Raw genomic sequence first — 22,109 nt, 5'->3', positions numbered from 1 at the left:
CTTGTCGCGAGAACTCTCGCGGGCCGCTTCGTCTCCCCCCGAAACGGAGAAGGGGACCGGCCCGTGCCGATCCCCTTCATTTTTTCAATCCGGGATCGGATTACTCGGCAGCCTCCGCCATCGGCAGGACGGACACGAAGGTGCGGCCTTTCAGGCCTTTGTGGAACTTGACCGAACCTTCGGCCACGGCAAAGATGGTGTGATCCTTGCCCATGTCCACGCCTTCGCCCGGCCAGAACTTGGTGCCGCGCTGACGGATGATGATGTTGCCCGGGTTGGCCGACTGGCCACCGTAGAGTTTCACGCCGAGACGGCGGCCAGCGGAATCGCGGCCGTTACGGGAGCTACCGCCTGCTTTTTTATGTGCCATGGGTTGGTCTCCTTAACTGTCTATCAGGCCAGGGTCTTGGCCTGCTCGACCCACTCGGGCTTCACCTTGACGGCGTCGAAGCTCTCGGGGTCAACGGCTGCGAGCTGGGCGAAGGTGGCGATGCCGGCTTCGTTCAGCTTTTTGGCGGCGGCGGGGCCGACACCGGTGATCTGGGTCAGGTCGTCGCCAGCGGCGGCTGCTTTCGGAGCAGCTGCGGCCGGAGCGGCCTTCGGAGCGGAGGCAGCGCCGGTGGCGGACTTCACGCCGGTGCCTTCGGCGCCGGATGCGAGGATCTCGGTCACGCGCAGCAGGGTGAGCTGCTGGCGGTGGCCGCGGGTCCGCTGCGAGCCGTGCTTACGGCGGCGCTTGACGAACTTGATGACCTTGTCGCCCTTGATCTGGTCGATCACGGTCGCCTGGACGGCGGCACCGGACACCAGCGGGGCACCCACGGTGACGTCGTCGCCGCCGAGGATCAGGACTTCGTTGAACTGGACGGTTTCACCCGCGTCTGCAGCCAGCTTTTCCACGCGGAGCACGTCGCCCGCCTGGACCTTGTATTGCTTGCCGCCGGTTTTCATCACCGCGAACATCTGCGTCTTCCTTTGTCTACCGCGTCCTGAGGCGCCCCGATGCGTACCGCTAAGTACTGGGGGACTTCGTGGTGCGGGAAGACCCGCTCCGCCGTCGAACAGCGCGCCCTTGCGGGCTGTATGGATATAAGAATCGAAAGCGGGGCGCGCAATGGCCCCGTCACGAGGCCCGGCTTATCGGGGCAATTCCCCGATCTGTCAACCCGCGCCACGGGCTTTTGCCGCGCATTTGGCGGGTTTTCCGCGCGCCGAGCCGCGCTTTTCTCGCCCGCGTTACCGCCAGCCCCCTCCTGAGGCGCCGAAAGCCCGGATTAAAGGTCCTGGCCCAGCATCTCGCGCGCGGCGGCCAATCCAAGGCCATAAGAGATCTCGTTATACATGTGATTGAAGCCGGCGAACAGCGCGCGGTTCATCGCCTTGCCCTCGGGCGTCGCGGACACATCGAGATAGTCCTGCAGCTCCGCGTCCGTGAGCGGCTGGTAGGCCAGCAGAAGGTAGCTGTAGAGCCATTCGCGGGTGTCGGCCCGCGTCACCTCCTCCTGCATCCAGACCTCTTCGACGATCTCGGATTCGGTCATTTCCAGCCCGCCGCCATCCACGAGGCCGAGATAGAACTGGAAGCTGGCATTTAGCGCGCCGGTCACATTGGTGTCCAGCAGGTCGTTCGCCGCGACGAAGGCATCGAGTTGCGCGAGCCGGGCGTCGCCGCCCCCTGCCCCTTCGCGCCAGGCCTCGCGCGCGGCGGCCTCGACCTCGGGGTTGATCATCTCGCGCCGGGCCTCGATCTCCAGATCGACGACCCGCTGCCCGGCCTCGCTGGAGAAATAGTCGAGCAGCGGCCCGGCGTCGGTGTCGCCGAAGCTCTCGAGGAATCCCGCACGCACGACCTCTTCCATGGCCTCGGGCGCATAGAGCCGCGCGACGGCGTCCCGCCAAGCCTCGGTCTCGCCGGCGGGGAGCAAGTCCTGGGCCATCTCGGCCGAGTATCCCTGCCCCTCCTCGCGCATGAGCTCGACGATCTCGCCGATCTTCAGCGCATCGAGAATTTCCTCTGCGGGTTCCGCATGGGCGGGCATGGCAAGGCTGGCGGCAAAGGCGCAGACGGCAAGGCGCGGGAACATGGGACGCGGGTACTCCGGATGTGACAGCCTCATAGCCTAGGGCCGGGCTCCGGCATTTCCAAGGTGACGAGATCCCGCGGCGGCGGAGCTTCGCCGGAAAAGAATTTCGCCCGGACGAAAAAACTTCAAAATTCCCTGTTGCACCCCCCCGAGCTTGTCGTTAAACGGCCCCCCACGACCCCCGCGGAGAGGTGCCGGAGTGGTCGAACGGGGCGGTCTCGAAAACCGTTGACCCTTCACGGGGTCCCAGGGTTCGAATCCCTGTCTCTCCGCCACTTTCCTTCGGGAAAGTAGCTATTTACTTCGGATAGCGCCATGGATTGCCTGCCGTGTCTTCAAGACACCGCAAGGCGCCATGGCGCTCTGTCGTTGCCCGCTCCCGCGCCTTCACGGCCTGCCCCGCAAGTGGTGCTCCACAACCCGGCCCACCACGACCTGCAAGCGGCAGTCGCCGGGCGCTATGGCTCACCGGCCCCGGCGCCACTGCCGCGCGGGATGCGGTTGATCCGGAACAGCGTCTGCAGGTAGTCCGAAGCTTCGACGTCCGGGAAATGTCCGCGGAACAGGCGCTCCACCGTCTCGTCTTCGAACATGCCGTAGAGCGCCAGGACAAACCGCTCGGGGAAATCCGGATAGCGCGCGCGCGAAAGGACGAACGCATAGGGCTCGTAGGTGCCCTGCCGGGTCGGATTCAGGTCGGCCGCACAGGCCTCTCCGCTCGCCTCGCGGTATGTCCGCAGCGCCGCCTTCACGATCTCCGCATCGCCGAAATACTGCGCCAGCCGACCCTGGCAGAAAGCCTCTGCCGCCTCGGCATGGGACGCGAATGGCGTGAGGCAGGTGATCAGGTTGACGTCGCTCTCGGCCTGCCGCGTGGTCCCGCCCGGCCGGAAGTCCCGCTCGAGTTCCGCGCCGATGGTCGAACCAGCCACGTAGCCCCAGACCCGGAAGTGCAAATCATCCGTTTTGGTCGCCGGCGGCCGGACCAGCATGGCCTCTTCGACGAAGGACTTGAACCAGGTCCCAACGGTCTCCAGTCCCGGCCAGCGCGTCTTCGTGCCGCCCGCGTCGGCCGCCTCTGCCTCCTCCCCTGACGGGGCCTCATCCTCGGAAGGGCTTTCATCGACCGGCTGTTCCGCGCTGTCAGACGGTGGCCACGGAAACTCCTCGGACGGGGCGGAGCCTGTCGAAGTGTCGAGCCATGCCCTGACATGGCGGCACATCTCCAGCGGCGCCGCAGCGCCATCCTGCTGCGGCGGAGCATCCACGCCGCGCGCCGTGAGCTCCACCGCCACCTCCGCAGCCTCTGCCTTTCCGATCGGCAGCTTTCCCGAGGCGAAGGGCGCTGACGCGCCGCGCTCCTGCTGAACGAAGGTGCCATTTGCAACGAAGATGATCGGGGAGAATTCCAGCGCGGCCGCGGGTGCGCCCGGCGCGAAGCCTGCCATCCGAGACAGGGTGATCGTGGTCGGATCGCACAGAAGGTCGTATCCCCCTTCACCGCTTTGCAGAAACGCCTGGCGCATTTCGCTATCCACCTCCTCGACACTACCGCCGTAATCATAGCCGGCCCGCGCAACGGCCTCGGTGCAGATGTCCCAGAAAAACCCGAGGAATTCCCCTGTCTCACGCCCCTCGACGGGCATGGCGCCGCTGCGCGCCTCCTTCCAGACAAACGGCCGGGCATCGGCCCGCGCCCCGATCCTTATGTCTCCGAACGAAGTGGTCTGTGCGCGCAGGGGCATGCTCGAGAGCATCAGCACAAGCAGCGCGGCAATAATCGGTGCCTTCATGCGCTTCACTCCGCGGCCGCTTCTTTGGCACGGCGTTGTCCTGTCCCGGACTTGGATTCGCCCCCGGGTGTCGTGCGCGCCCCAAAGCGGCGCTGCGGGTTCTGCACCGCCTCGGCCACGCAAAACACGACGACGAAGCCGATCAGTGCGGAGTACCCCGTCGCGTAGACGATCAAGCCATAGTCGATCCCGTCGGGCCAGAGACGGGGCGGACGCGCGCTCGAGGCGGCGACCTTGGTGTTCAGGATTCGGGTCAGCGCCCCGACCAGCCCCATCAAGACCGCGGCGCGAAGCGCCCAGACAAGGCTGCGCCACCGGGACGCGCGATGGCGGTCCGGGCGACGGGCAACTGGCGAATCCAGAACGCAGATCACAATGAGCGAGAGGATGGCGCCCCTCAGGACGATCGGACCATTGAACGCGAAGACGGCGAGCAACTCTTCGAAGTTCCAGCTTCCCACGGTTCGCGGAGACCAGAGCACAAGGCCGCCGATGATCACCGTGGCGACCACCCAGGACGCCGAGAGCGCGAGCGCCGCCTGTGGCAGCCATTGCGTCCAGTGCAGCCGTGACATGTAGTTCCAGCGATGCGTATGCAGACCGCCGTCCCGGATGCCGAGCGACACGATCATCGGAATCGCGAAGATGTTGAAGGCGGAAATGAGCTCACTCAGGCTGCGCAGGAAAAACGACCCCGAGTAGCCGACGAGCCCCACCTCCAGCCGCCCCGGCCCCAGCGAATACCACAGGAAGGTAACCGCCAGCACGGCCGCCGTGCTCCAGATCCAGGCCGGCAGGGTGTTGGAGGCGGGAACATGGGGCACCGCATCCCCATTGCCCGACTGAAAGAACTTGCGCAAACTTTCCAGTGCAAGACCATGTTTCCGAACGGTTTCGGTCGCAGAGTCGGTGTCGGGAATGTCCTCCGCTTCGAGATCGATGATCCCGTGCTCGTTGTAGAGCGCCAGCAGCAGGCACATGTCGTCTGCCAGCTTCTCGGCGTCACCCGCGAGCCGCTCCCAGTTCGCGCCCTGTCGTACGTCCTCCGGCGCCTCTTCCGCGGGCTCTTGTACGGCGGGCTGCGGCAGGCCCGAGCGATGAAAGCCCGAGCGCTCGTCGAGCGCGAGGATCAGGCTCTCGGCGCGCTCGGCCAATTCGCGTTCCAGCGGTTCGAACCGGTGCCGCACCTCAAGGTGCGAAAGCTTCAAACCACGCGACAGGACCCAATCGGAGACGGCAAAGATGATGATCAGATCGTTGCGGAAATCCAGCGGCGCCCGCAGCTTCCCGCCCTCGGCCTCCATGTAGACCTTCAGCCGCTCGAGATCGCCCCGTGGCAGCAAGGCAGGCCTGGGGTCCGCGGCGCGGCCCGTTCCGCTTTTCTTGAGACCGATGTCGAGGGTGCGGCGCCGCAGATCCTCTGCCGCGCCGATGACATGGGTGGGAATGCCCGCAAGGCGATGGGTGGCGTCTCGCATCCAGGCTTCGAAGCGCTGCAGGATCGGAAAGCTCGGCGCCAGCCCGACCATGATCAGCGCAACCGCCAGGGACACCTCGGGCGCGATCCCCAGGGTCCACCCGGGCGAAGGTTCTTCCACCGCGCCGAGCGGCTGGTTCCAGGAGATCAGGTCGCTGTCGGGGGAGTAGCCCGTCGCCGCGGTGGCGGCGGCCTCGGTGGCCACGGTCGGCAGTTCGCTGGCGCCGATATCTCCGCCTCCCAGCACCGGGCCACCGATCAGCGGCAGCACCTCGGCATAGGCGCAGAAGAATAGGTAGAGCATCAGCTGCGTCGCGACGTAGACAAAATAGGCGCGCAGCACGATGCGCCGCGCGCGCAGCTTGTCAGGCGACAGAAGGTAGACGAGTCGTTCAAGACGACCGTTCCCCTCGTAGCTGACGCGGTTGAACCGCTCGTACGAGAAAAACACGATGATGACCGCCCCGAAGAGCAGTGCTCCGATCTCTGACATGTCGGTGCTCTCGGTTCGGTGAGTTCAGGCTCTTGGCCCCAAAGGCAATCAGGTCGGCCTTACCGGCAATCGGGCTGTGTCGGCACGCAGGCAGCAGCCATGGCGGGCTGGGACACCGCGAGCGCAGACGGGATCGTCACGAGAAGGCTCAACGAAAGTAGCAAAATGCGCATAGGTAAATCTCCGGTTTTGCTAGAAATTATCTTGCAACATCTTTGACATACCGAATTCTAAGGAGTGGATTTTAACAAAAACTGATAGATTTTTCAACCATAACACGAAACACGCGCGCCGGCAGGTCTGGATTTCCCGACCTTTTGCGCGAACTCGCGCGTCGGCGCGCCTTGCCCGATGTCTGTTGCAACGCGCGGCACAACGGGCCTCAAATCGGATTTTCATTCCCGCCCGGGCGAGTTGAACCGGCCACCAGAACGTCCGAGCCGCACGCTCTGCGGGCGCAGCGGTCTCGCGCCTTGACCTTGTGGGCGGGTCTCGGAAAAACCCGTGCGAGCGCGGGGCGACCATACATCAGACGCAAGAACGGTCTGTTAAAGCAAAACGGCGCGCGGAGAGATCCGCGCGCCGCAGCAGTTCTATCAGTTGAGCGCCTGACCGTCAGGCCGCGACGCTGGTGCGTTCGGCGCCACCTTCCTCCGCTGCGGGAGTGCTGGCGTTTGCATAGCTCTCGGCCCCCTGGCGCAGACGCTGGGCCAGCCCGTCTTCGTCGGGTCCGGCCGCCATCTGGGCAAGCAGCAGCGACTTCGTGAAGCTCTCCTGCGTGGAGATCGCCTTTGCCCGGGCCTTTGCGAGCGCGTCCTCATCGCCCGACGCAGCCGCGTCCCCATCGGAGCCGGCGCGCAGCGCGACGCCATCGCCGGAGACGTCGGAGGCCGAATCCGCCTTCTGCGTGCTTTGCGCAGAAGCGCCGCTCGTCTCGTCCGATTGCTGCGCTGCGGTTGTTTCGCCGGCGCTTGCGTCGGCACTCGCCTCGACGGCGGTGACCTCCGCATCCTCTGCGTCCTGCGTGTCGGTCGCGGCGGTCTGCTGCTGGGACGCCATCGCACTGACGGCATTCGCGAGCCCGCCGAAGAGGCCGAGTTGCGCCGAAGACCCAACCCCGGAAATCAAACCTGACATGTAGATACACCTTTCAAAACAGTACGCGGAACGTTTGATCGCGAATTAAGGAACAATTACGGCCATTGCGCGGTGTCTCCACGGCGTTGCACCCGTGCCCATGGGCGCTCCCGCGCAGGATTTACCGCCGCGCGTTGCAGGCGTTCAGACCACTACGATTCAAGTTGAGGCGGGCCGAAGGTGATCGGACCTCACGGTTGGGCCCGGCAAGCTGGCGAACGCGGCGAGACGCAAATAGGTGTCCGACAGCCGCTGCGGCACGCGGTCTCACCCCTTGCCAGACGGCGGCGCGCTCGATCGGTGATCCTCTTGCGGAGAAAGGCCTTCAGGCGGCCTGCCCTGTGGTACGAGTGGTGGGACTCGAACCCACACTCCCTCTCGGGAAACGGATTTTGAATCCGTCGCGTCTACCATTCCGCCACACTCGCGCGCAGATGCTAAGATATCGGTATCTCCGGCCTCTACCAGCCAGCCACTCGGGCACTGACCTCGATTTATCCGCCGCACCGCGCCGCGTAAAGCGGCAATCGACAGCCTATCGCGACACACTGACGGAACTGTCACACGCAAAGGCGCCCCAATGGCTTGCACCCCGCCGCCTCGCGTGCTTCCTGCGATGGAAACAACCGCCGGAGACCGACCCGACGATGCTGCGCCGCCTCTACGACTGGACCATGTCGCTTGCCGATCACCCCAAGGCGCTCTGGGCGCTGGCGGCAGTTTCCTTCATCGAAGCCTCGGTCTTCCCGATTCCGCCCGACGTGCTGATGATCCCGATGATCCTCGCCGCGCCGCGCCGGGCCTGGCTGATCGCGCTGGTGGCCACCGTGGCCTCGGTGGTCGGCGGGCTCTTCGGCTACGCCATCGGGCATTTCTTCTTCGACAGCATCGGCCGGCCGATCCTCGAGACGCTGGGCAAGGCCGACGCGATGGAGGCCTTCAACGCCCGCTTCAACGGCGTCGGCTTCTGGGCGGTGCTGATCGCCGGCATCACCCCCTTCCCGTTCAAGGTGATCACCATCATGTCGGGCTGGACCGCGATGCCGCTCGGCGTCTTCGTCACCACCGCCGTCATCGCCCGCGCTTTCCGCTTCTTCATCGTCGCGGGGCTGCTGCGGGCCTTCGGCGCGCCGATCCGGGATTTCATCGAAAAGCGGCTCGGCCTGGTGTTTACTGTCTTCGTGCTGCTGCTCGCCGGCGGCTTCTTCCTGGTAAAATACCTCTGAGACCATGACTGACCTGCGCAAGTTCCTCATCCTGATCGCCGCCGGCGGATCGGCCGCCGTGCTGCTCGGCGCCATCGGCTCGCAATACATCGGCGGGCTCGCGCCTTGCCACCTGTGCATCCTGCAGCGCTGGCCGCATGCCGCCGCGGTGCTGATCGGCGCGCTGGCGCTGGCCTTCCGGGCCCGCCTGCTGCCGCTGCTCGGCGCGCTCGCGGCGCTGACCACCTCGGGTATCGGCGTCTATCACACCGGCGTCGAGCGCGGCTGGTGGGAAGGCCCGACCACCTGCACCTCCGGCCCGGTCGGCGGCATGTCCGCAGACGACCTGCTGAACCAGATCATGAACGCGCCGCTGGTGCGCTGCGACGAGGTCGCCTGGCAGCTCTTCGGCCTGTCGATGGCAAGCTGGAACGCCTTGATTTCCTTCGGACTCGTGCTGGTGTGGATCGCGGCCTGGCGCCGCACCGCCTGAGCCGCACGTCCCGAAGACGGCCCTCAACCAAAGTTGCAGGGGGCGGAATCTGCCCCCTGCGGTGCATGGCGGTCCCGCCAGCCCCACGCCAGATCGGTCCCCGAGGCCCGGATGTTCCGCGCCCCCACTTAGGAGACCGATCGATGACTTACCGCCTTGTGACCTCCGGACTCACGTCCGGCCTGCTCGCCGTCCTGCTGACCGCCGGCGCCGTCACCGCCTCCCCGGCGATCCCGGAACAGACCCAGGCCCAGGTGCGCGAGAAGCTCACCGCCGAGGGCTACGAGGTGCGCCGTATCGACAGCGAGGACGGCATGATCGAGGTCTACGCCCTGAAGGACGGCAAGAAGCTCGAGCTCTACCTCGACGAAGACCTGAAGATCGTGCGCAGCAAGACCGACTGACGCCCTGTCGGCCCCGCCATCGCGCGGGGCCGCAGCTTTCCCCGCGTCCCCCCTTCCGCACATTCTACAAGGTCTGTCCCGATGCCCGAGCGCATGTCCCGCCATTTCGTCTGGGATCCGCTGCTGCGGATCTTTCACTGGAGCCTCGTCGCCCTCTTCGCCACGAACGCGCTTTTCGACAATCCGGAGTCGAAGCTGCACCGCTGGATCGGCTACACCATCGGTGGGCTGATCGTGCTGCGCCTGCTCTGGGGCTTCGCCGGCCCCCATTCGGCCCGCTTCGCGAGTTTTCTGCCGACCCGCGCCGGGCTGATCCGGCAGATCACCGACATGGCCACCGGGCGCCGCCGAGTGCACCTGATGCACACGCCGCTCGGCGCGCTGATGATCTTCAACCTGCTGCTGACCCTCTGCGGCATCATCGCCACCGGCGTCATGATGACCACCGACGCCTTCTGGGGCGTGGGCTGGGTCGAGGAGATGCACGAGGTACTGGTGAGCTGGGCCGAGGTTTCGGTGGCGCTGCACGTGGGAGCGGTGCTTTGGGAAAGCCGCCGCACCGGGGTAAATCTGCCCAAGGCCATGGTCACGGGTGTCAAATGCGTGCCGGATGACGCAAAGATCGAGGCATGACGCCGCAAACCTCGCAACGCCCCCTGATCCTCACCCTGCTGATCGCCGTGCAGCTCATCTGCACGGCCTTCTTCGTGGTCGACGTGATCTTCGACGCCACCGAGGCCGGGTGGAATCCGGTGCACGACCCGGAAGCCTTCCTCGAGGGCAGCATGGTGCTCTGCCTCGCCGCCGCGGTCTGGGTCGAGATGCGCTTCCTGCTGCGGCTGCTGCGGCACAACGCCCACCTCGAGCGGCAGGTCTCGCTGGCCACCGGCGCCTTCCACGAGATCGTCGAGGCGCAGTTTGCGGCCTGGGAGCTGACCGGATCGGAGCGCGACGTTGCCATGTTCACCCTCAAGGGCATGACCATCCCCGAGATCGCGGCGCTGCGTGGTTCGGCAGAGGGCACGGTCAAATCCCACCTCAATGCCATTTATCGCAAGGCCGGCGTGTCGGGCCGCGGCGGGCTGCTCAGCCTCTTCATCGAGGAGCTGATGACCGGCGCCGGTGCCGAGGACACGCCGCACCCCGCCGCTGCGAAAGAGGGATGACAGCGACGCAAGGCTCTGGCATCACGAGAAAATGACCAATCGCATCGCCCTCTGGATCGGCGCCCTGCTGATCGCCGCCATCGCGCTGGATATCATGCTGTTCGACAGCCGGACCCTGGTGTTCCTCGGGCGGAAGATTTTCATTCTGCTCGATTGGATGGCATTTTGGCGGTGAGCGCTAACAGTCCCAGTATTGACTTGCCTGACGTATCCTGTTGACCTCTGGACAACCGCAGACTCTCGGACAGCGAGGAGACATCATGACCGTCAAGGTAGCGATCAACGGCTTCGGCCGCATCGGGCGCAACGTGCTGCGCGCAATCATCGAATCCGGCCGCACCGACATCGAGGTGGTCGCGATTAACGACCTCGGCCCGGTCGAGACCAACGCGCATCTGCTGCAGTTCGACAGCGTGCACGGCCGGTTCCCGCACCCGGTGAGCGTGTCCGGCGACAGCATCGACGTGGGCCGTGGCCCGATCAAGGTGAGCGCCGAGCGCAACCCCGCCGATCTGCCCTGGGCGCATGTGGACGTGGTGATGGAATGCACCGGCATCTTCACCTCGCGCGAGAAGGCCGCCGCGCACCTCGCCAACGGCGCCAGCCGCGTGCTGGTCTCCGCCCCCTCCGCCGGGGCCGACAAGACCATCGTCTACGGCGTCAACGACGACACGCTGACCAAGGATGACCTCGTGGTCTCCAACGCGTCCTGCACCACCAACTGCCTGTCGCCCGTCGCCAAGGTGCTGAACGACACCGTCGGCATCAAGAAAGGCTTCATGACCACGATCCACAGCTATACCGGCGATCAGCCGACGCTGGACACGATGCACAAGGATCTCTACCGCGCCCGCGCCGCGGCCATGTCGATGATCCCGACCTCGACCGGTGCCGCCAAGGCCGTGGGCCTCGTGCTGCCCGAACTCAACGGCAAGCTCGACGGCGTGGCAATCCGCGTCCCGACGCCGAACGTCTCGGTCGTGGACCTGGTGTTCGAGGCCGAGCGCGAGACCACCGTGGAAGAGATCAACGACGCGATCCGCGTCGCGGCCAACGGCAAGCTCAACGGTATCCTCGGCTATACCGACAAGAAGAACGTCTCGATCGACTTCAACCACGACCCGCACAGCTCGATCTTCCACACCGACCAGACGAAAGTCATGGACGGCAGCATGGTGCGCATCCTGTCCTGGTACGACAACGAGTGGGGCTTCTCGAACCGCATGTCCGACACCGCCGTCGCCATGGGCAAGCTGCTCTGACCAAGGACCGATCCGCGCGCGACAACCATGCGCGATCATTTTAGTACCGAAAGGCGGGGCGATGGGCCTCGCCTTTTTTGTGAGCCTTCGCTTTTTCGAGGGTCCCGCCTTTTTCGTGGGCCGTGGCTTTCCGCGTGGGATCACGCTTCGCACGCGCACCGCTCTACTATGCCGTTATGCCGAGTGATGCCCTGCGCCATGGCTTTCTTGAGCTTTGAGCGCCTCTCCTTCTCACAGGTCCACGCTTCCCCCGCCCTCGCTCCATTCGCCCCGCGCCGCCCGCCCGGCCATCGCCTCACGCTCGCACGACCCCGAGCGCTGCACGGTATCCCTGCTCGGCGACCAGCCCGGGAGGTCGCGCCTGGAGCCTGACCTGCGACAGCTGAGCAGCCGGCAGGCTCTGTGCGGCGACCGGTACAGGTGGCGGCATCGGTGACAGCATCGGGCCACGCCGCGACTCGGGCGGAGGATCGGCGCCCGCATCGCGCGAAGAGGTCGGATTCGGGCGGATCGACCGGGCGTATCCGGTCGTCTCGCGGGGAATTTCCATCGCACATACCCTTCTGGCAAGGCTGACTGCCCTTCTGGCAAGGCTGACTGGCAGGGCAAAAACCGCCCTTCCACCGCGGCAGGCGCCGGCACGGCCCGCGCCAGGCGGCGCCGCCCAAGCTAATCCCCAAAGGTTTACATCCACTTGACGAGGCCCCGCCCCGGCCCCCGCGCCGCCATGCAGCATTTGCAAGGCGGGAATGGAAAACCGTCAATTGTTCTGCGGCGCAGCAAAGCCTAGGTTAGCGCCAACGACGACGTAACGTTCGCCGCGCTTACGACCTTCATGTTTTCACACAGACCAATCCGCAAATGCAGCGCCTTCCCGATGGAGGCGCCGCCGATGAAATGGAACAGAGCCATGACCAAAGCCATCAATGCCGTCCGTGACAGCTTCTCCCGCCGCTTCGCCTATCGCCGCACCCGCCAGGCGCTGATGTCCCTGCCGATGCGCACCCGCATCGACTGCGACCTGATCGGACGCGAGGACGAGACCGCCCGTCTCGCCGTCTACGGCCGCTGATCAGCGGCTGATCAACCCTTCGCGAAGCGCGCCTTCAGCGCATCGTTGACGGTGGGCGTGACAAACTTGCTCACGTCGCCGTCCAGACGCGCGATCTCCTTCACCAGCTTGGACGCGATCGCCTGATGCCGGGCTTCGGCCATCAGGAAGACCGTCTCGATGCTGGTGTCGAGCGCGCGGTTCATCCCGACCATCTGGAATTCATACTCGAAATCCGCCACGGCGCGCAGGCCGCGGATGATGATCTGCGCCCCCACGTCGCGGGCGCAGTCGATCAGCAGGTTCTCGAAGGGATGCGGGACGATCTCGGTCCCGGTTTCCCTGGACAATTCCGCGCATTCGGTCTCGATCATCGCCACGCGCTCTTCGAGGGTGAAGAGCGGCCCCTTGTCACGATTGATCGCGACGCCGATCACGAGGCGGTCCACCAAGGCCGCGGCGCGGCGGATAATGTCCACGTGGCCAAGCGTGATCGGATCGAAGGTGCCGGGATAAAGGCCGATGCGCATGAGGGTCCTCCAGGAATGCCAGCGTGGGCAGTCCGGCGCACGCAACAATATTGCGTTTCGGAATGCAACCCCGAAACCGGCAGCCCCGGCGAGGAAACCCGATCAGAAGCCCATGATCATCCCTTGCAAGGCATCCTTCTCCATCGCGAGCTCGGCGATCTGCGCCTTGACCACGTCGCCGATCGAGATGATCCCGACCAGCACGCCGTCCTCGACCACGGGCATGTGGCGGAAGCGCCCCTCGGTCATCCGGGCAAGCACCACGTTGGTGTCCTCGTCGCGGGTGCAGACCTGAAGCTTGCGGGTCATCAGAACCTCGCAGGTCATCGACAGAACGCTTGCGCCCTGCGCGGCCAGCGCGCGCACGATGTCGCGCTCCGAAAGGATCCCCACGGGCGTCTGACCATCCTCCGAGATCACCACCCCGCCGATCCGGCGTTCGGCCAGCACCTGCGCGGCATCGCCGACGCTGCTGCCCGGGGCGACGGTGACCACGCCATCGTCGGACTTGTCCTTGAGAATCTGTTGTACCTGCATGCGGCTTTCCTCCTAAGCGCTGCTGAGACAACCTAGCGTCCGCCCGCCGCGAGGTTCTGTCAACAGCGACGTCCGGTCTATAGCGCGCGGCGCCGGCCCTATGCCGCCGCTTCGAGCGCCGCGAGTTCACTGCGCACAGCCTCGGCCAGAAGCGCTGCGAATCCGTTAAGGCGGGCATGGCGCCGGTCGTCGGCGTGGCGCACGAGGTAGAAGCTGCGGGTGAGCGCGACCTCGTCGGGCAGCACCCGGCGCAGCCCCGGCGCCGCGGGCAGCGCGAAGTCGTGCACGATCCCGAGCCCTGCCCCGAGCCGCAGCCAGTGGAACTGCACCGCCACCGAGTTCGAGGCCAGCCGCACCCGGTCGAGCCCGAGATCGGCAAGGTAGTCCAGCTCGCGGTCAAAAATCATGTCGGGGATATAGCCGACGATCCGGTGCCCCTGCAGGTCGGCGCGCGCGCGGATCGGCGGATGCTGCGCGAGATAATCCTCGGAGGCGGCGAGATGCAGCCGGTAGTCCGAGATTTTCTGCACCACCAGCCGCCCCGCCGTGGGTGCCGAGACGGCGATCGCCATGTCGGCCTCGCGCCGCGACAGATTCACCACCCGCGGCAGCGAGACGATCTGCAGGTCGAGCCCCGGGTTGGCCTCGGCGATCTTCGCGCAGACCTGCGGCAACAGGAAGTTGGCGCAGCCGTCGGGCGCCCCGATGCGAATCTGGCCGGCAAACCCCTCGGACGAGCCCATCAGCGCCTGCGCGCCCTGCCCCAGCGCCTGCTCGGCGGTTTCCGTGTGCACCAGCAGCCGCGCCCCCGCCTCGGTCAGCGTGTAGCCCTGCGGTGATTTGGCAAAGAGCGGATGCCCCAGCGCCTGCTCCAGCCGCGCCACGCGCCGCCCCACCGTCGCCGGGTCCATGCGCAGCACGCGCCCGGCCGCCGAGAGGCTCTCGCCGCGGGCCACGGCGAGGAAAATCCGCAGGTCGTCCCAGTTCTCGCGCATGGCATACCTGAATTTTTGCAAAACCTATTTGCTTAATTACCCCTGTTCGCTGCATTTCCGCAAGGCTACTGTACCGGCCAACAGAAGGAGGGTCCCATGCAGGAACTTACGCATTTCATCAACGGCGCACATGTGAAGGGCACGTCCGGCCGCTTCACCGAGATCTTCAACCCCGCCACCGGCGAGGTTCAGGCCAAGGTGCCGCTGGCGACCGTGGACGAGCTGAACGACGCGGTGGCCAAGGCCGCCGAGGCCCAGATCAAGTGGGGTGCGACCAACCCGCAGCGCCGCGCCCGCGTGATGATGAAGTTCGGCGCGCTGATCAACGAACACATGGATGAGCTGGCCGAGCTGGTCTCCAAGGAACACGGCAAGACCCTGCCCGATGCGCGCGGCGACGTGCAGCGCGGCCTCGAGGTCGTCGAGGTCTGCATGGGCGCCCCGCACATGCTCAAGGGCGAGTTCACCGACAACGGCGGCCCGGGCATCGACCTCTACTCCATGCGCCAGCCGCTTGGCGTGGTCGCCGGCATCACGCCGTTCAACTTCCCGGCGATGATCCCGCTGTGGAAGATGGCCCCGGCGCTCGTTTCCGGGAATGCCATGGTGCTCAAGCCGTCCGAGCGCTGCCCCTCGACCTCGCTGCGCCTGGCGGAGCTGCTGCTCGAGGCCGGCCTGCCCGAAGGCGTCCTGCAGGTGGTCAACGGCGACAAGGAAGTGGTCGATGCGATCCTCGACAACGAAACCGTGCAGGCCGTGGGCTTCGTCGGCTCGACCCCGATCGCGCAGTACATCTACGGCCGCGCCGCCACCAACGGCAAGCGCGCCCAGTGCTTCGGCGGCGCCAAGAACCACATGATCATCATGCCTGACGCCGACCTCGACAAGGCCGCCGACGCGCTGGTCGGTGCCGGCTACGGCGCCGCGGGCGAGCGTTGCATGGCGATCTCGGTGGCCGTACCGGTGGGCGCGGAGACCGCTGACGCGCTGATCGAGAAGCTGGTGCCGCGCATCGAGAAGCTGAAGGTCGGCCCCTACACCGCGGGCGACGACGTGGACTACGGCCCCGTCATCACCGCCGCCGCCAAGAGCCGCATCGAGGGGCTCGTGAACTCGGGTGTCGATCAGGGCGCGACGCTGGTCGTCGACGGCCGTGACTTCAAACTGCAGGGCTACGAGGACGGCTTCTTCGTCGGGCCGTCGCTGTTCGACAACGTTACACCCGACATGGACATCTACAAGGAAGAGATTTTCGGCCCGGTGCTGAGCCAGGTCCGCGCCGGCTCCTACGAGGAAGCGCTCGAGCTGGTGATCGACAACCCCTATGGCAACGGCACGGCGATCTACACCGCCGACGGCGACACCGCGCGCGACTTCGCGCACCGGGTGAACGTGGGCATGGTCGGCATCAACTTCCCGATCCCGGTGCCGCTGTCGTACCACACCTTCGGCGGCTGGAAGAAATCGGCCTTCGGCGATCTCAACCAGTACGGCCCCGACGCCTTCCGCTTCTACACCAAGACCAAGACCGTCACCGCGCGCTGGTTCTCGGGCATCAAGGAAGGCGGCGAGTTCAACTTCAAGGCGATGGACTGACGTCCAGGCCCACCAAGAAATCAAGACAGGGTCCGCCCGGAGCAATCCGGGCGGACCTTTTCTGCGGGGCAGACTATTGCACGTCAAAAGATTCAATTGAGAGTCAGTATTGACGTAACGACAGGCTCTCCGCCACCATCGGTCCGAAACACACTATTCCGGTGGAACATGCCCGTTAGCTTCCGCATTCTCAGGAACCACGGCCTCGTCTACGCGCGATACGAGGGCCACGCGCGTCTTTCCGACACGACGCGGGCGATCGACGATTTGATGTCCCACCCCGATTTCCGGCAGGGCCACAAACACCTTGTGGATCTCTCGGGTCTGACCAGCTGGGACCACGACTATGTGGAGCTCATGAAGATCCAGGCAAAAAGGGCCGAGGTTTTCTGCGGCATGGGAAGCACCGCCATCCTGCTCTATTTCGCACCGACCGCCGTGGCTTTCCAGGTCAGCACGCTCGCGCTGAATTGCTGGGATGGGCTCGACTGCGCTGTGGCCCGCGTTCAACAGAACGAAGAGGATTGCCTGACGCTTCTGGGCCTCAGGGAACGCAGCATTGCTGAACTCCTTGAAGCCGCAGGTTGAAAGGGTTTCCGCGTAGTCATCCTTGGGGAAGTGTCACCTGCGCGACATAACATTTGACAGGCCCTTTTAGAAATAGCAGATGACTCTTAGTGCCAGCAGCTGCCAGCTCTTTGAGGGACTCGATATGCCTGCAAATTTCAGCGTTATTCCCGAGCGCCGCTTGGTATATATGAAGTTCTTCAGCGATGCCCATATCTCGGAATGTCACGCCACCATTGCGAAGGTCATGGCGCACCCGGAATGGCAACCCAGCTTTGCGATACTTGTCGACAATTCGGAACTCACCTCCTACATCGGCGATTTCTCGGAAATGCAGGTCTTCTGCAGGGAACTCGAAGAGTCCCGCGTGTTCGAAGGCGCCTGCGTGCCGGTCGCCTATTTCGCGCCGTCGGACCTCGGATTCGGAATCGGGCGCATGGCGCAGCAGATGCTCTCGGCCAGCCTTCCCTTTGAGATCTATGTGTTCCGCGACGAGATGTCGGCGCTCGCCTGCCTCGGGCAGCGCGAGCTGCACCTGTCAGCACTTTTCGCCGCGACCTCGTGATCGCGAAGCGGATCTGACACAGATCCCCCATTGAAAGCCGCGCCGCGCCGTCCTATATCAAGCCTGTCCCGCGAGGGACTATGGGCATAAACGCGCATGTAATAAACGGATCGGACCCGGGGGCGGTACCCGGCGGCTCCACCAATAAACCCTTGTTGGGGGTTCATGGGGCCGAAATAGGATCGACGAACGCGTAAAGATGTAGCTTTGTCCCGGTGAGATACCACCGTTATCGGTTCATAAAGCATAGTTGCCAACAACAATCGTGCTCCGGTTGCTCTGGCTGCGTAAGCAGTCCGAAAAACCGAAATTTAAGCCCTTGGGCCTAGCAGCTTAAGGCGGGGTTCGCAGGTACCTGGCAACAGAAACCTGCACTTCTCCCCCCCCCTCCACAGACGTCGGCTCTCCCCACAGGCATCAGCAACGTGATCGCGACGCGGCGCGCGCTTCCGCGACATTCAGCCTTCGGAATGCAAGCCGATTGACCCAAGGGAAGCCGCCTGTCAGCATGGTCGGCATGGCCCCGGTCCCTGTAGCCAGTTTTGCCCTGCTTGCTGCGCTTTGCGCGCCGAAGCTCCACGCCTGCGAGACCGCGCTGCTGCTGGCCATGGACGTCTCGAACTCCATCGACCACGCCGAATTCGCCATTCAGGCCGAGGGGCTGGCGCTTGCCCTGAGTGACCCAGAGATCGCGGCGATCATGGTCGACGACCGCATCGCGCTCGCGGTGCTGCAATGGTCCGGCCCCGGCCACCAGGCGCTGACGCTGGGCTGGACCGAGATCGCCGAGCCCGCCGACCTCGAGACCTTCGCCGCCGCCGCCGGCGTCATGGAGCGCGCCTTCGTCCTGTCCGACACCGCCCCCGGCGCCGCGCTCGAGGCGGCGCTCGACGCCATCGAGACCGCCCCCGCCTGCAAGCGGCGGGTGATCGACGTCTCGGGCGACGGCACACCGAACGCCGGCCCCTCCGCCTCGGCGGCGCGGGTCCGTGCCGAGCGCATGGGGGTGACGGTCAACGGGCTCGCCATCGAGGGGCCCGGCCACGGGCTGCCGGTGAGCAACTACTACCGGCAGGTGCTGATCACCCGCGACGGCTTCGTGATGACCGCCCGCAGCCACCGCGAATACAGCGAAACGCTGCGCCGCAAGATCCTGCGCGAGATCGCGCGGGTGCTTGGCTGAACGCGTCATGAAAGCGTCACAGGCCCCGGCGCAAATGCCCGCCATGGCATCCCTTTCCCAGCTTTTCCTGACCTTCCTGCGCATCGGCCTGCTGAGCTTCGGCGGACCGGCGGCGCAGATCGCCCTGCTGCACCGCGAGATTGTCGAGGAGCGGCAATGGCTCACCGAGCGGCAATACCTGCGGGCGCTCTCCTTCTGCATGCTGCTGCCCGGGCCGGAGGCCATGCAGCTTGCCACCTGGGTCGGCTGGCGGCTGCGCGGCACCGCGGGCGGGCTGATCTCGGGCGGGCTCTTCGTGCTGCCCGGCGCGCTGGTGATCGCGGCGCTGGCGCTGGCCTACGCGAGCTACGGCGCGCGCCCCGAGGTCGCCGGGCTGATGCTCGGCGTCAAGGCCACGGTCATCGCGCTGGTGGCCCAGGCGTTGCTGAAGCTCGGCCGCAAGGTGCTGGCCCGGCCCTCCGCCCTGCTGATCTCCATCGCCGCCTTTGCCGCGCTCTACGTGCTGCACCTGCCCTTTCCGCTGGTGATCGCCTGCGCCGCGCTTGTCGGCTGGCTCGGCCAGCCCGCGCCCGCCGCGCAGGAGGTGCAGCCCGTGCCCGCCCCGGTGACCGAACGGCTCTGGGTCTGGCCGCTCTGGGTGACGCTTTGGTTCGCGCCGATGGTCGCCGCCGGGCTCGCCGGTCAGACCCTGCTCTACGACATCGGCATGCTGTTCTCGAAGCTGGCGGTTTTCTCCTTCGGCGGTGCCTACGCGGTGCTCGCCTGGCTCGCGCAGGAGGCGGTCACCGCCCGCGGCTGGCTCGACCCGGCACAGATGGCCGACGCGCTGGGGCTGGCAGAAACCACCCCGGGCCCGCTGATTCTCGTGACGCAGTTCGTCGGCATGATCACCGGCTTCGCGGCGGGCGGCTGGCAGATGGCGCTGGCGGCGGGCGCCATGGTGCTCTGGGTCACCTTCATCCCCTGTTTCCTGTGGATCTTCGCCTTCGCGCCGCATCTCGAGCGGCTGCTCGCCCGGCCCCGCCTGCAGGCCGCGCTCGAGGCGATCACCGCCGCGGTGCTCGGGGTGGTGGCCAATCTCGCCCTGTGGTTTGCACTGCACGTGCTCTTCGCGCAGACTTGGCTGCCGAAGCTCGGCCCGCTGGCGCCCGAGCTGCCCGTGCTGTCCAGCCTGCAGCCCGGCGCCCTGGCGCTCACGCTTCTCGCCGCGCTGCTGCTCGGACCGCTGCGCCGCTCGGTCCCGCTGACGCTTGCCGTTACGGCATTCATATCCTACGCATTAACTATTTATTAATTAATGGCTTTCGTGGAAAACCACATGGCACGGTATTTTTCCGCCATGTCCCCTTTTCCTCGCCGCCAAATCTAATATGGTGAAAAGAAAGCGACGAGGAGCAGCCAATGCCCGGCGGCATCGACTATGGCAATCTCATGCACCGCGCCATGCGCGGGCTCATCAATGACGTGCTCGCTGGGGTCCAGGAAACTGGCCTGCCCGGAGATCACCACTTCTTCATCACCTTCGACACGCAGCATCCCGACGTGGAACTGGCCGACTGGCTGTCGGACCGCTACCCGGGCGAGATGACCGTGGTGATGCAGCATTGGTACGAGGACCTCGAGGTCACCGAGGACGGCTTCGCCGTGACGCTGAACTTCGGCGACGCGCCCGAGCGGCTCTACATCCCCTACGATGCGATCAAGACCTTCGTCGACCCCTCGGTCGAGTTCGGCCTGCGCTTCGAGACGCATGACGAAGAGGACGACGACGACGATGACGAGCCCACCCCGCCCGAGGGTGGCCCGGACGACGGCGACGGCGAGCCGGTCAAGCACGATGCCGAGGTGGTCCGCCTCGACTCCTTCCGCAAGTGACCCGGCGGGGCCTCTCGCCCCTCACCCGAATTTCCCCGCGCCGGAGCCCGCAAGGCCCGGCGCGGTTGCGTTTACGGTTGCGTTTTCGGCCCCGCAGGGTCGGCGCGCGCGCCAAAGCCGTGCTTTCGCGGCGCTAACACCCCATTTGCCCGCCGCTTGACCGTTGCCCCCGGACCGGGAGGCGGCTAAACGGCACACAATGGTATGCTTTGCAGGAGGCACAGATGGCCAACACCCGCACCGAGACCGACAGCTTCGGCCCGCTCGAGGTTCCCGCCGACAAGTACTGGGGCGCACAGACCCAGCGGTCGATCATGAACTTCCCCATCGGCTGGGAGAAGCAGCCGGTTCCGATCATCCGCGCGCTCGGCGTGGTGAAGAAGGCCTGTGCCATGGCCAACAAGGAGCTGGGTACGATGGAGGCCGAGGTCGCCGACGCGATCATCGCCGCCGCCGGTGAGGTCATCGAGGGCAAGTTCGACGACAACTTCCCGCTGGTGGTCTGGCAGACCGGCTCGGGCACCCAGTCGAACATGAACGCCAACGAGGTGATCTCGAACCGCGCCATCGAGATGCTCGGCGGCGAGATGGGCTCGAAGAAGCCCGTGCACCCGAACGATCACTGCAACATGGGCCAGTCGTCCAACGACACCTTCCCGACCGCCATGCACGTGGGCATCGCCATGCAGGCGCGCGACGTGCTGCTGCCGGGCCTGCGCAAGCTGCACGCGGCGCTCGAGGCGAAGTCCGACGAGTTCAAGGACATCATCAAGATCGGCCGCACCCACACGCAGGATGCCACGCCGCTGACGCTGGGCCAGGAATTCGGCGGCTACGCCCACCAGGTGAAGAAGGGCATCGCGCGCGTCGAGGCCTGCCTTGGCGACATCTACGAGCTGGCGCAGGGCGGCACCGCCGTCGGCACCGGGCTCAACACTCAGAAGGGCTGGGCCGAGATGGTCGCGGCGAACATGGCGCAGATCACCGACCTGCCCTTCGTCACCGCGCCCAACAAGTTCGAGGCGCTCGCCGCGCATGACGCGATGGTCATGTTCTCCGGCGCGCTGAAGACCGTGGCGGCCTCGCTGTTCAAGATCGCCAACGACATGCGCCTGCTGGGCTCCGGCCCGCGCTCGGGTCTGGGCGAGCTGATCCTGCCGGAAAACGAACCCGGCTCGTCGATCATGCCCGGCAAGGTCAACCCGACCCAGGCCGAGGCGCTGACCATGGTCTGCGCGCACGTCATGGGCAATGACGCCGCCGTCGGCATGGCTGGCAGCCAGGGTCACTTCGAGCTCAACGTCTACAACCCGATGATGAGCTACAACGTGCTGCAGTCGATGCAGCTGCTCGGCGACAGCGCCTCGGCCTTCACCGACAATATGGTCGTAGGTACGCAGGCGAACGTGGCGCGCATCGACAAGCTGATGAAGGAATCGCTGATGCTGGTGACGGCGCTGGCGCCGACCATCGGCTACGACAATGCCACCAAGGTCGCCAAGACCGCGCATAAGAACGGCACCACGCTGAAGGAAGAGGCGATCGCCCTCGGCTTCGTCGATGCCGAAACCTTCGACCGCATCGTGCGCCCCGAGGACATGGTCGGCCCGAAGGGCTGAGCGTTCCCGCGCCATGACCATGAACGGGGCCCGCGTGGCCCCGTTTTTCTATGCGCATTTCCCGCCGCCTCAAGCGC

The 22,109-nt window shown here is 65.7% G+C and carries 24 protein-coding genes, 2 tRNA genes and 1 other RNA gene; 17 read left to right on the top strand and 10 right to left on the bottom strand.

Features of this window, described 5'->3' with window-relative positions:
- Positions 1-100: 100 nt before the first annotated feature.
- The 3 genes from rpmA to LC039_RS02210 form a co-directional block, all read right to left on the bottom strand.
- Complete coding sequence (rpmA, locus tag LC039_RS02220; protein WP_226621425.1) at positions 101-370, bottom strand: 50S ribosomal protein L27; 270 nt, start codon at positions 368-370, stop codon at positions 101-103.
- Between the two features lie 23 nt (positions 371-393).
- On the bottom strand, positions 394-963 hold the full coding sequence (locus LC039_RS02215) for a 50S ribosomal protein L21 (RefSeq protein WP_226621424.1): 570 nt from the start codon (positions 961-963) through the stop codon (positions 394-396).
- Positions 964-1,274: 311 nt separating this feature from the next.
- Positions 1,275-2,084: a DUF2059 domain-containing protein gene (locus tag LC039_RS02210; protein ID WP_226621423.1), complete on the bottom strand. Its 810-nt coding sequence runs from the start codon at positions 2,082-2,084 to the stop codon at positions 1,275-1,277.
- Between the two features lie 185 nt (positions 2,085-2,269).
- On the opposite strand from LC039_RS02210, the gene LC039_RS02205 reads away from it, so the two are divergent.
- Positions 2,270-2,359: transfer RNA gene (locus LC039_RS02205), tRNA-Ser, on the top strand.
- A 183-nt stretch (positions 2,360-2,542) separates the two neighbouring features.
- On the opposite strand, the gene LC039_RS02200 is transcribed toward LC039_RS02205, so the two are convergent.
- From LC039_RS02200 to LC039_RS02185, 4 genes are all read right to left on the bottom strand, one after another.
- Positions 2,543-3,877, bottom strand: a complete 1,335-nt coding sequence (locus LC039_RS02200; RefSeq protein WP_226621422.1) for a transporter substrate-binding domain-containing protein — start codon at positions 3,875-3,877, stop codon at positions 2,543-2,545.
- Between the two features lie 5 nt (positions 3,878-3,882).
- Positions 3,883-5,847 carry a hypothetical protein gene (locus tag LC039_RS02195; RefSeq protein WP_226621421.1) on the bottom strand — a complete coding sequence of 655 codons (1,965 nt, stop codon included), beginning with the start codon at positions 5,845-5,847 and terminating at the stop codon, positions 3,883-3,885.
- Between the two features lie 615 nt (positions 5,848-6,462).
- Positions 6,463-6,984: a hypothetical protein gene (locus LC039_RS02190; protein ID WP_226621420.1), complete on the bottom strand. Its 522-nt coding sequence runs from the start codon at positions 6,982-6,984 to the stop codon at positions 6,463-6,465.
- A 342-nt stretch (positions 6,985-7,326) separates the two neighbouring features.
- Positions 7,327-7,412, bottom strand: a tRNA-Leu gene (locus LC039_RS02185).
- Between the two features lie 219 nt (positions 7,413-7,631).
- Here LC039_RS02185 and LC039_RS02180 point away from each other — a divergent pair.
- The 8 genes from LC039_RS02180 (at position 7,632) to LC039_RS02145 (ending at position 12,586) form a co-directional block, all read left to right on the top strand.
- Positions 7,632-8,210, top strand: coding sequence for a YqaA family protein (locus tag LC039_RS02180; protein WP_226621419.1), 579 nt, complete (start codon positions 7,632-7,634; stop codon positions 8,208-8,210).
- Between the two features lie 4 nt (positions 8,211-8,214).
- Positions 8,215-8,682: a disulfide bond formation protein B gene (locus LC039_RS02175; protein WP_226621418.1), complete on the top strand. Its 468-nt coding sequence runs from the start codon at positions 8,215-8,217 to the stop codon at positions 8,680-8,682.
- A gap of 143 nt (positions 8,683-8,825) precedes the next feature.
- The gene (locus LC039_RS02170) at positions 8,826-9,086 is read left to right on the top strand and encodes a PepSY domain-containing protein (protein ID WP_226621417.1); all 261 of its coding nucleotides are present in this window, start codon (positions 8,826-8,828) and stop codon (positions 9,084-9,086) included.
- A 93-nt stretch (positions 9,087-9,179) separates the two neighbouring features.
- Entirely contained in the window at positions 9,180-9,719 is a 540-nt protein-coding gene (locus tag LC039_RS02165; RefSeq protein WP_226621416.1) for a cytochrome b/b6 domain-containing protein, read from the top strand.
- Positions 9,716-10,252 carry a helix-turn-helix transcriptional regulator gene (locus tag LC039_RS02160; protein ID WP_226621415.1) on the top strand — a complete coding sequence of 179 codons (537 nt, stop codon included), beginning with the start codon at positions 9,716-9,718 and terminating at the stop codon, positions 10,250-10,252. The genes LC039_RS02165 and LC039_RS02160 overlap by 4 nt, the downstream gene beginning before the upstream one ends.
- Before the next feature lie 31 nt (positions 10,253-10,283).
- Positions 10,284-10,427, top strand: a complete 144-nt coding sequence (locus LC039_RS02155; RefSeq protein WP_226621414.1) for a hypothetical protein — start codon at positions 10,284-10,286, stop codon at positions 10,425-10,427.
- 85 nt (positions 10,428-10,512) lie between these two features.
- On the top strand, positions 10,513-11,514 hold the full coding sequence (gene gap / locus LC039_RS02150; protein ID WP_226621413.1) for a type I glyceraldehyde-3-phosphate dehydrogenase: 1,002 nt from the start codon (positions 10,513-10,515) through the stop codon (positions 11,512-11,514).
- A gap of 910 nt (positions 11,515-12,424) precedes the next feature.
- Entirely contained in the window at positions 12,425-12,586 is a 162-nt protein-coding gene (locus LC039_RS02145; protein WP_226621412.1) for a glyceraldehyde-3-phosphate dehydrogenase, read from the top strand.
- 11 nt (positions 12,587-12,597) lie between these two features.
- Here the strand turns inward: LC039_RS02145 and coaD are convergent, their stop codons facing one another.
- The 3 genes from coaD to LC039_RS02130 form a co-directional block, all read right to left on the bottom strand.
- A complete protein-coding gene (gene coaD, locus LC039_RS02140) occupies positions 12,598-13,095 on the bottom strand; it encodes a pantetheine-phosphate adenylyltransferase (protein ID WP_226621411.1) in 498 nt (165 codons plus the stop codon).
- Between the two features lie 102 nt (positions 13,096-13,197).
- Positions 13,198-13,632, bottom strand: a complete 435-nt coding sequence (locus tag LC039_RS02135) for a CBS domain-containing protein (RefSeq protein ID WP_226621410.1) — start codon at positions 13,630-13,632, stop codon at positions 13,198-13,200.
- Between the two features lie 98 nt (positions 13,633-13,730).
- Positions 13,731-14,627 carry a LysR family transcriptional regulator gene (locus tag LC039_RS02130; protein WP_226621409.1) on the bottom strand — a complete coding sequence of 299 codons (897 nt, stop codon included), beginning with the start codon at positions 14,625-14,627 and terminating at the stop codon, positions 13,731-13,733.
- Positions 14,628-14,723: 96 nt separating this feature from the next.
- Between LC039_RS02130 and LC039_RS02125 the strand changes: the two genes are divergently transcribed.
- The 8 genes from LC039_RS02125 (at position 14,724) to fumC (ending at position 22,032) form a co-directional block, all read left to right on the top strand.
- Complete coding sequence (locus tag LC039_RS02125; RefSeq protein ID WP_226621408.1) at positions 14,724-16,223, top strand: CoA-acylating methylmalonate-semialdehyde dehydrogenase; 1,500 nt, start codon at positions 14,724-14,726, stop codon at positions 16,221-16,223.
- A 168-nt stretch (positions 16,224-16,391) separates the two neighbouring features.
- Complete coding sequence (locus LC039_RS02120; RefSeq protein ID WP_226621407.1) at positions 16,392-16,811, top strand: hypothetical protein; 420 nt, start codon at positions 16,392-16,394, stop codon at positions 16,809-16,811.
- A gap of 79 nt (positions 16,812-16,890) precedes the next feature.
- On the top strand, positions 16,891-17,355 hold the full coding sequence (locus LC039_RS02115; RefSeq protein WP_226621406.1) for a hypothetical protein: 465 nt from the start codon (positions 16,891-16,893) through the stop codon (positions 17,353-17,355).
- 26 nt (positions 17,356-17,381) lie between these two features.
- Positions 17,382-17,731: a transfer-messenger RNA gene (gene ssrA, locus LC039_RS02110) on the top strand.
- A 141-nt stretch (positions 17,732-17,872) separates the two neighbouring features.
- Complete coding sequence (locus LC039_RS02105; protein ID WP_226621405.1) at positions 17,873-18,538, top strand: DUF1194 domain-containing protein; 666 nt, start codon at positions 17,873-17,875, stop codon at positions 18,536-18,538.
- Positions 18,539-18,581: 43 nt separating this feature from the next.
- The gene (chrA, locus tag LC039_RS02100) at positions 18,582-19,832 is read left to right on the top strand and encodes a chromate efflux transporter (RefSeq protein WP_226621404.1); all 1,251 of its coding nucleotides are present in this window, start codon (positions 18,582-18,584) and stop codon (positions 19,830-19,832) included.
- Between the two features lie 107 nt (positions 19,833-19,939).
- Positions 19,940-20,413, top strand: coding sequence for an SspB family protein (locus LC039_RS02095; protein WP_226621403.1), 474 nt, complete (start codon positions 19,940-19,942; stop codon positions 20,411-20,413).
- Positions 20,414-20,637: 224 nt separating this feature from the next.
- Complete coding sequence (fumC, locus tag LC039_RS02090) at positions 20,638-22,032, top strand: class II fumarate hydratase (protein WP_226621402.1); 1,395 nt, start codon at positions 20,638-20,640, stop codon at positions 22,030-22,032.
- The last annotated feature ends 77 nt before the right edge of the window (positions 22,033-22,109 follow it).

It is taken from the genome of Alloyangia pacifica (assembly GCF_020524285.1).
GTDB lineage: Bacteria > Pseudomonadota > Alphaproteobacteria > Rhodobacterales > Rhodobacteraceae > Salipiger > Salipiger pacificus_B.
Note: the sequence above shows the minus strand (reverse complement) of the source record. Positions and strands in the feature narration are given on the sequence as shown.

What these genes read in the sequence shown, in the direction of transcription:
- rpmA (WP_226621425.1), bottom strand. Translation starts at nt 370, where the DNA reads ATGGCACATAAAAAAGCAGGCGGTAGCTCCCGTAACGGCCGCGATTCC.
- LC039_RS02215 (WP_226621424.1), bottom strand. Translation starts at nt 963, where the DNA reads ATGTTCGCGGTGATGAAAACCGGCGGCAAGCAATACAAGGTCCAGGCG.
- LC039_RS02210 (WP_226621423.1), bottom strand. Translation starts at nt 2,084, where the DNA reads ATGTTCCCGCGCCTTGCCGTCTGCGCCTTTGCCGCCAGCCTTGCCATG.
- LC039_RS02200 (WP_226621422.1), bottom strand. Translation starts at nt 3,877, where the DNA reads ATGAAGGCACCGATTATTGCCGCGCTGCTTGTGCTGATGCTCTCGAGC.
- LC039_RS02195 (WP_226621421.1), bottom strand. Translation starts at nt 5,847, where the DNA reads ATGTCAGAGATCGGAGCACTGCTCTTCGGGGCGGTCATCATCGTGTTT.
- LC039_RS02190 (WP_226621420.1), bottom strand. Translation starts at nt 6,984, where the DNA reads ATGTCAGGTTTGATTTCCGGGGTTGGGTCTTCGGCGCAACTCGGCCTC.
- LC039_RS02180 (WP_226621419.1), top strand. Translation starts at nt 7,632, where the DNA reads ATGCTGCGCCGCCTCTACGACTGGACCATGTCGCTTGCCGATCACCCC.
- LC039_RS02175 (WP_226621418.1), top strand. Translation starts at nt 8,215, where the DNA reads ATGACTGACCTGCGCAAGTTCCTCATCCTGATCGCCGCCGGCGGATCG.
- LC039_RS02170 (WP_226621417.1), top strand. Translation starts at nt 8,826, where the DNA reads ATGACTTACCGCCTTGTGACCTCCGGACTCACGTCCGGCCTGCTCGCC.
- LC039_RS02165 (WP_226621416.1), top strand. Translation starts at nt 9,180, where the DNA reads ATGTCCCGCCATTTCGTCTGGGATCCGCTGCTGCGGATCTTTCACTGG.
- LC039_RS02160 (WP_226621415.1), top strand. Translation starts at nt 9,716, where the DNA reads ATGACGCCGCAAACCTCGCAACGCCCCCTGATCCTCACCCTGCTGATC.
- LC039_RS02155 (WP_226621414.1), top strand. Translation starts at nt 10,284, where the DNA reads ATGACCAATCGCATCGCCCTCTGGATCGGCGCCCTGCTGATCGCCGCC.
- gap (WP_226621413.1), top strand. Translation starts at nt 10,513, where the DNA reads ATGACCGTCAAGGTAGCGATCAACGGCTTCGGCCGCATCGGGCGCAAC.
- LC039_RS02145 (WP_226621412.1), top strand. Translation starts at nt 12,425, where the DNA reads ATGACCAAAGCCATCAATGCCGTCCGTGACAGCTTCTCCCGCCGCTTC.
- coaD (WP_226621411.1), bottom strand. Translation starts at nt 13,095, where the DNA reads ATGCGCATCGGCCTTTATCCCGGCACCTTCGATCCGATCACGCTTGGC.
- LC039_RS02135 (WP_226621410.1), bottom strand. Translation starts at nt 13,632, where the DNA reads ATGCAGGTACAACAGATTCTCAAGGACAAGTCCGACGATGGCGTGGTC.
- LC039_RS02130 (WP_226621409.1), bottom strand. Translation starts at nt 14,627, where the DNA reads ATGCGCGAGAACTGGGACGACCTGCGGATTTTCCTCGCCGTGGCCCGC.
- LC039_RS02125 (WP_226621408.1), top strand. Translation starts at nt 14,724, where the DNA reads ATGCAGGAACTTACGCATTTCATCAACGGCGCACATGTGAAGGGCACG.
- LC039_RS02120 (WP_226621407.1), top strand. Translation starts at nt 16,392, where the DNA reads ATGCCCGTTAGCTTCCGCATTCTCAGGAACCACGGCCTCGTCTACGCG.
- LC039_RS02115 (WP_226621406.1), top strand. Translation starts at nt 16,891, where the DNA reads ATGACTCTTAGTGCCAGCAGCTGCCAGCTCTTTGAGGGACTCGATATG.
- LC039_RS02105 (WP_226621405.1), top strand. Translation starts at nt 17,873, where the DNA reads ATGGCCCCGGTCCCTGTAGCCAGTTTTGCCCTGCTTGCTGCGCTTTGC.
- chrA (WP_226621404.1), top strand. Translation starts at nt 18,582, where the DNA reads ATGGCATCCCTTTCCCAGCTTTTCCTGACCTTCCTGCGCATCGGCCTG.
- LC039_RS02095 (WP_226621403.1), top strand. Translation starts at nt 19,940, where the DNA reads ATGCCCGGCGGCATCGACTATGGCAATCTCATGCACCGCGCCATGCGC.
- fumC (WP_226621402.1), top strand. Translation starts at nt 20,638, where the DNA reads ATGGCCAACACCCGCACCGAGACCGACAGCTTCGGCCCGCTCGAGGTT.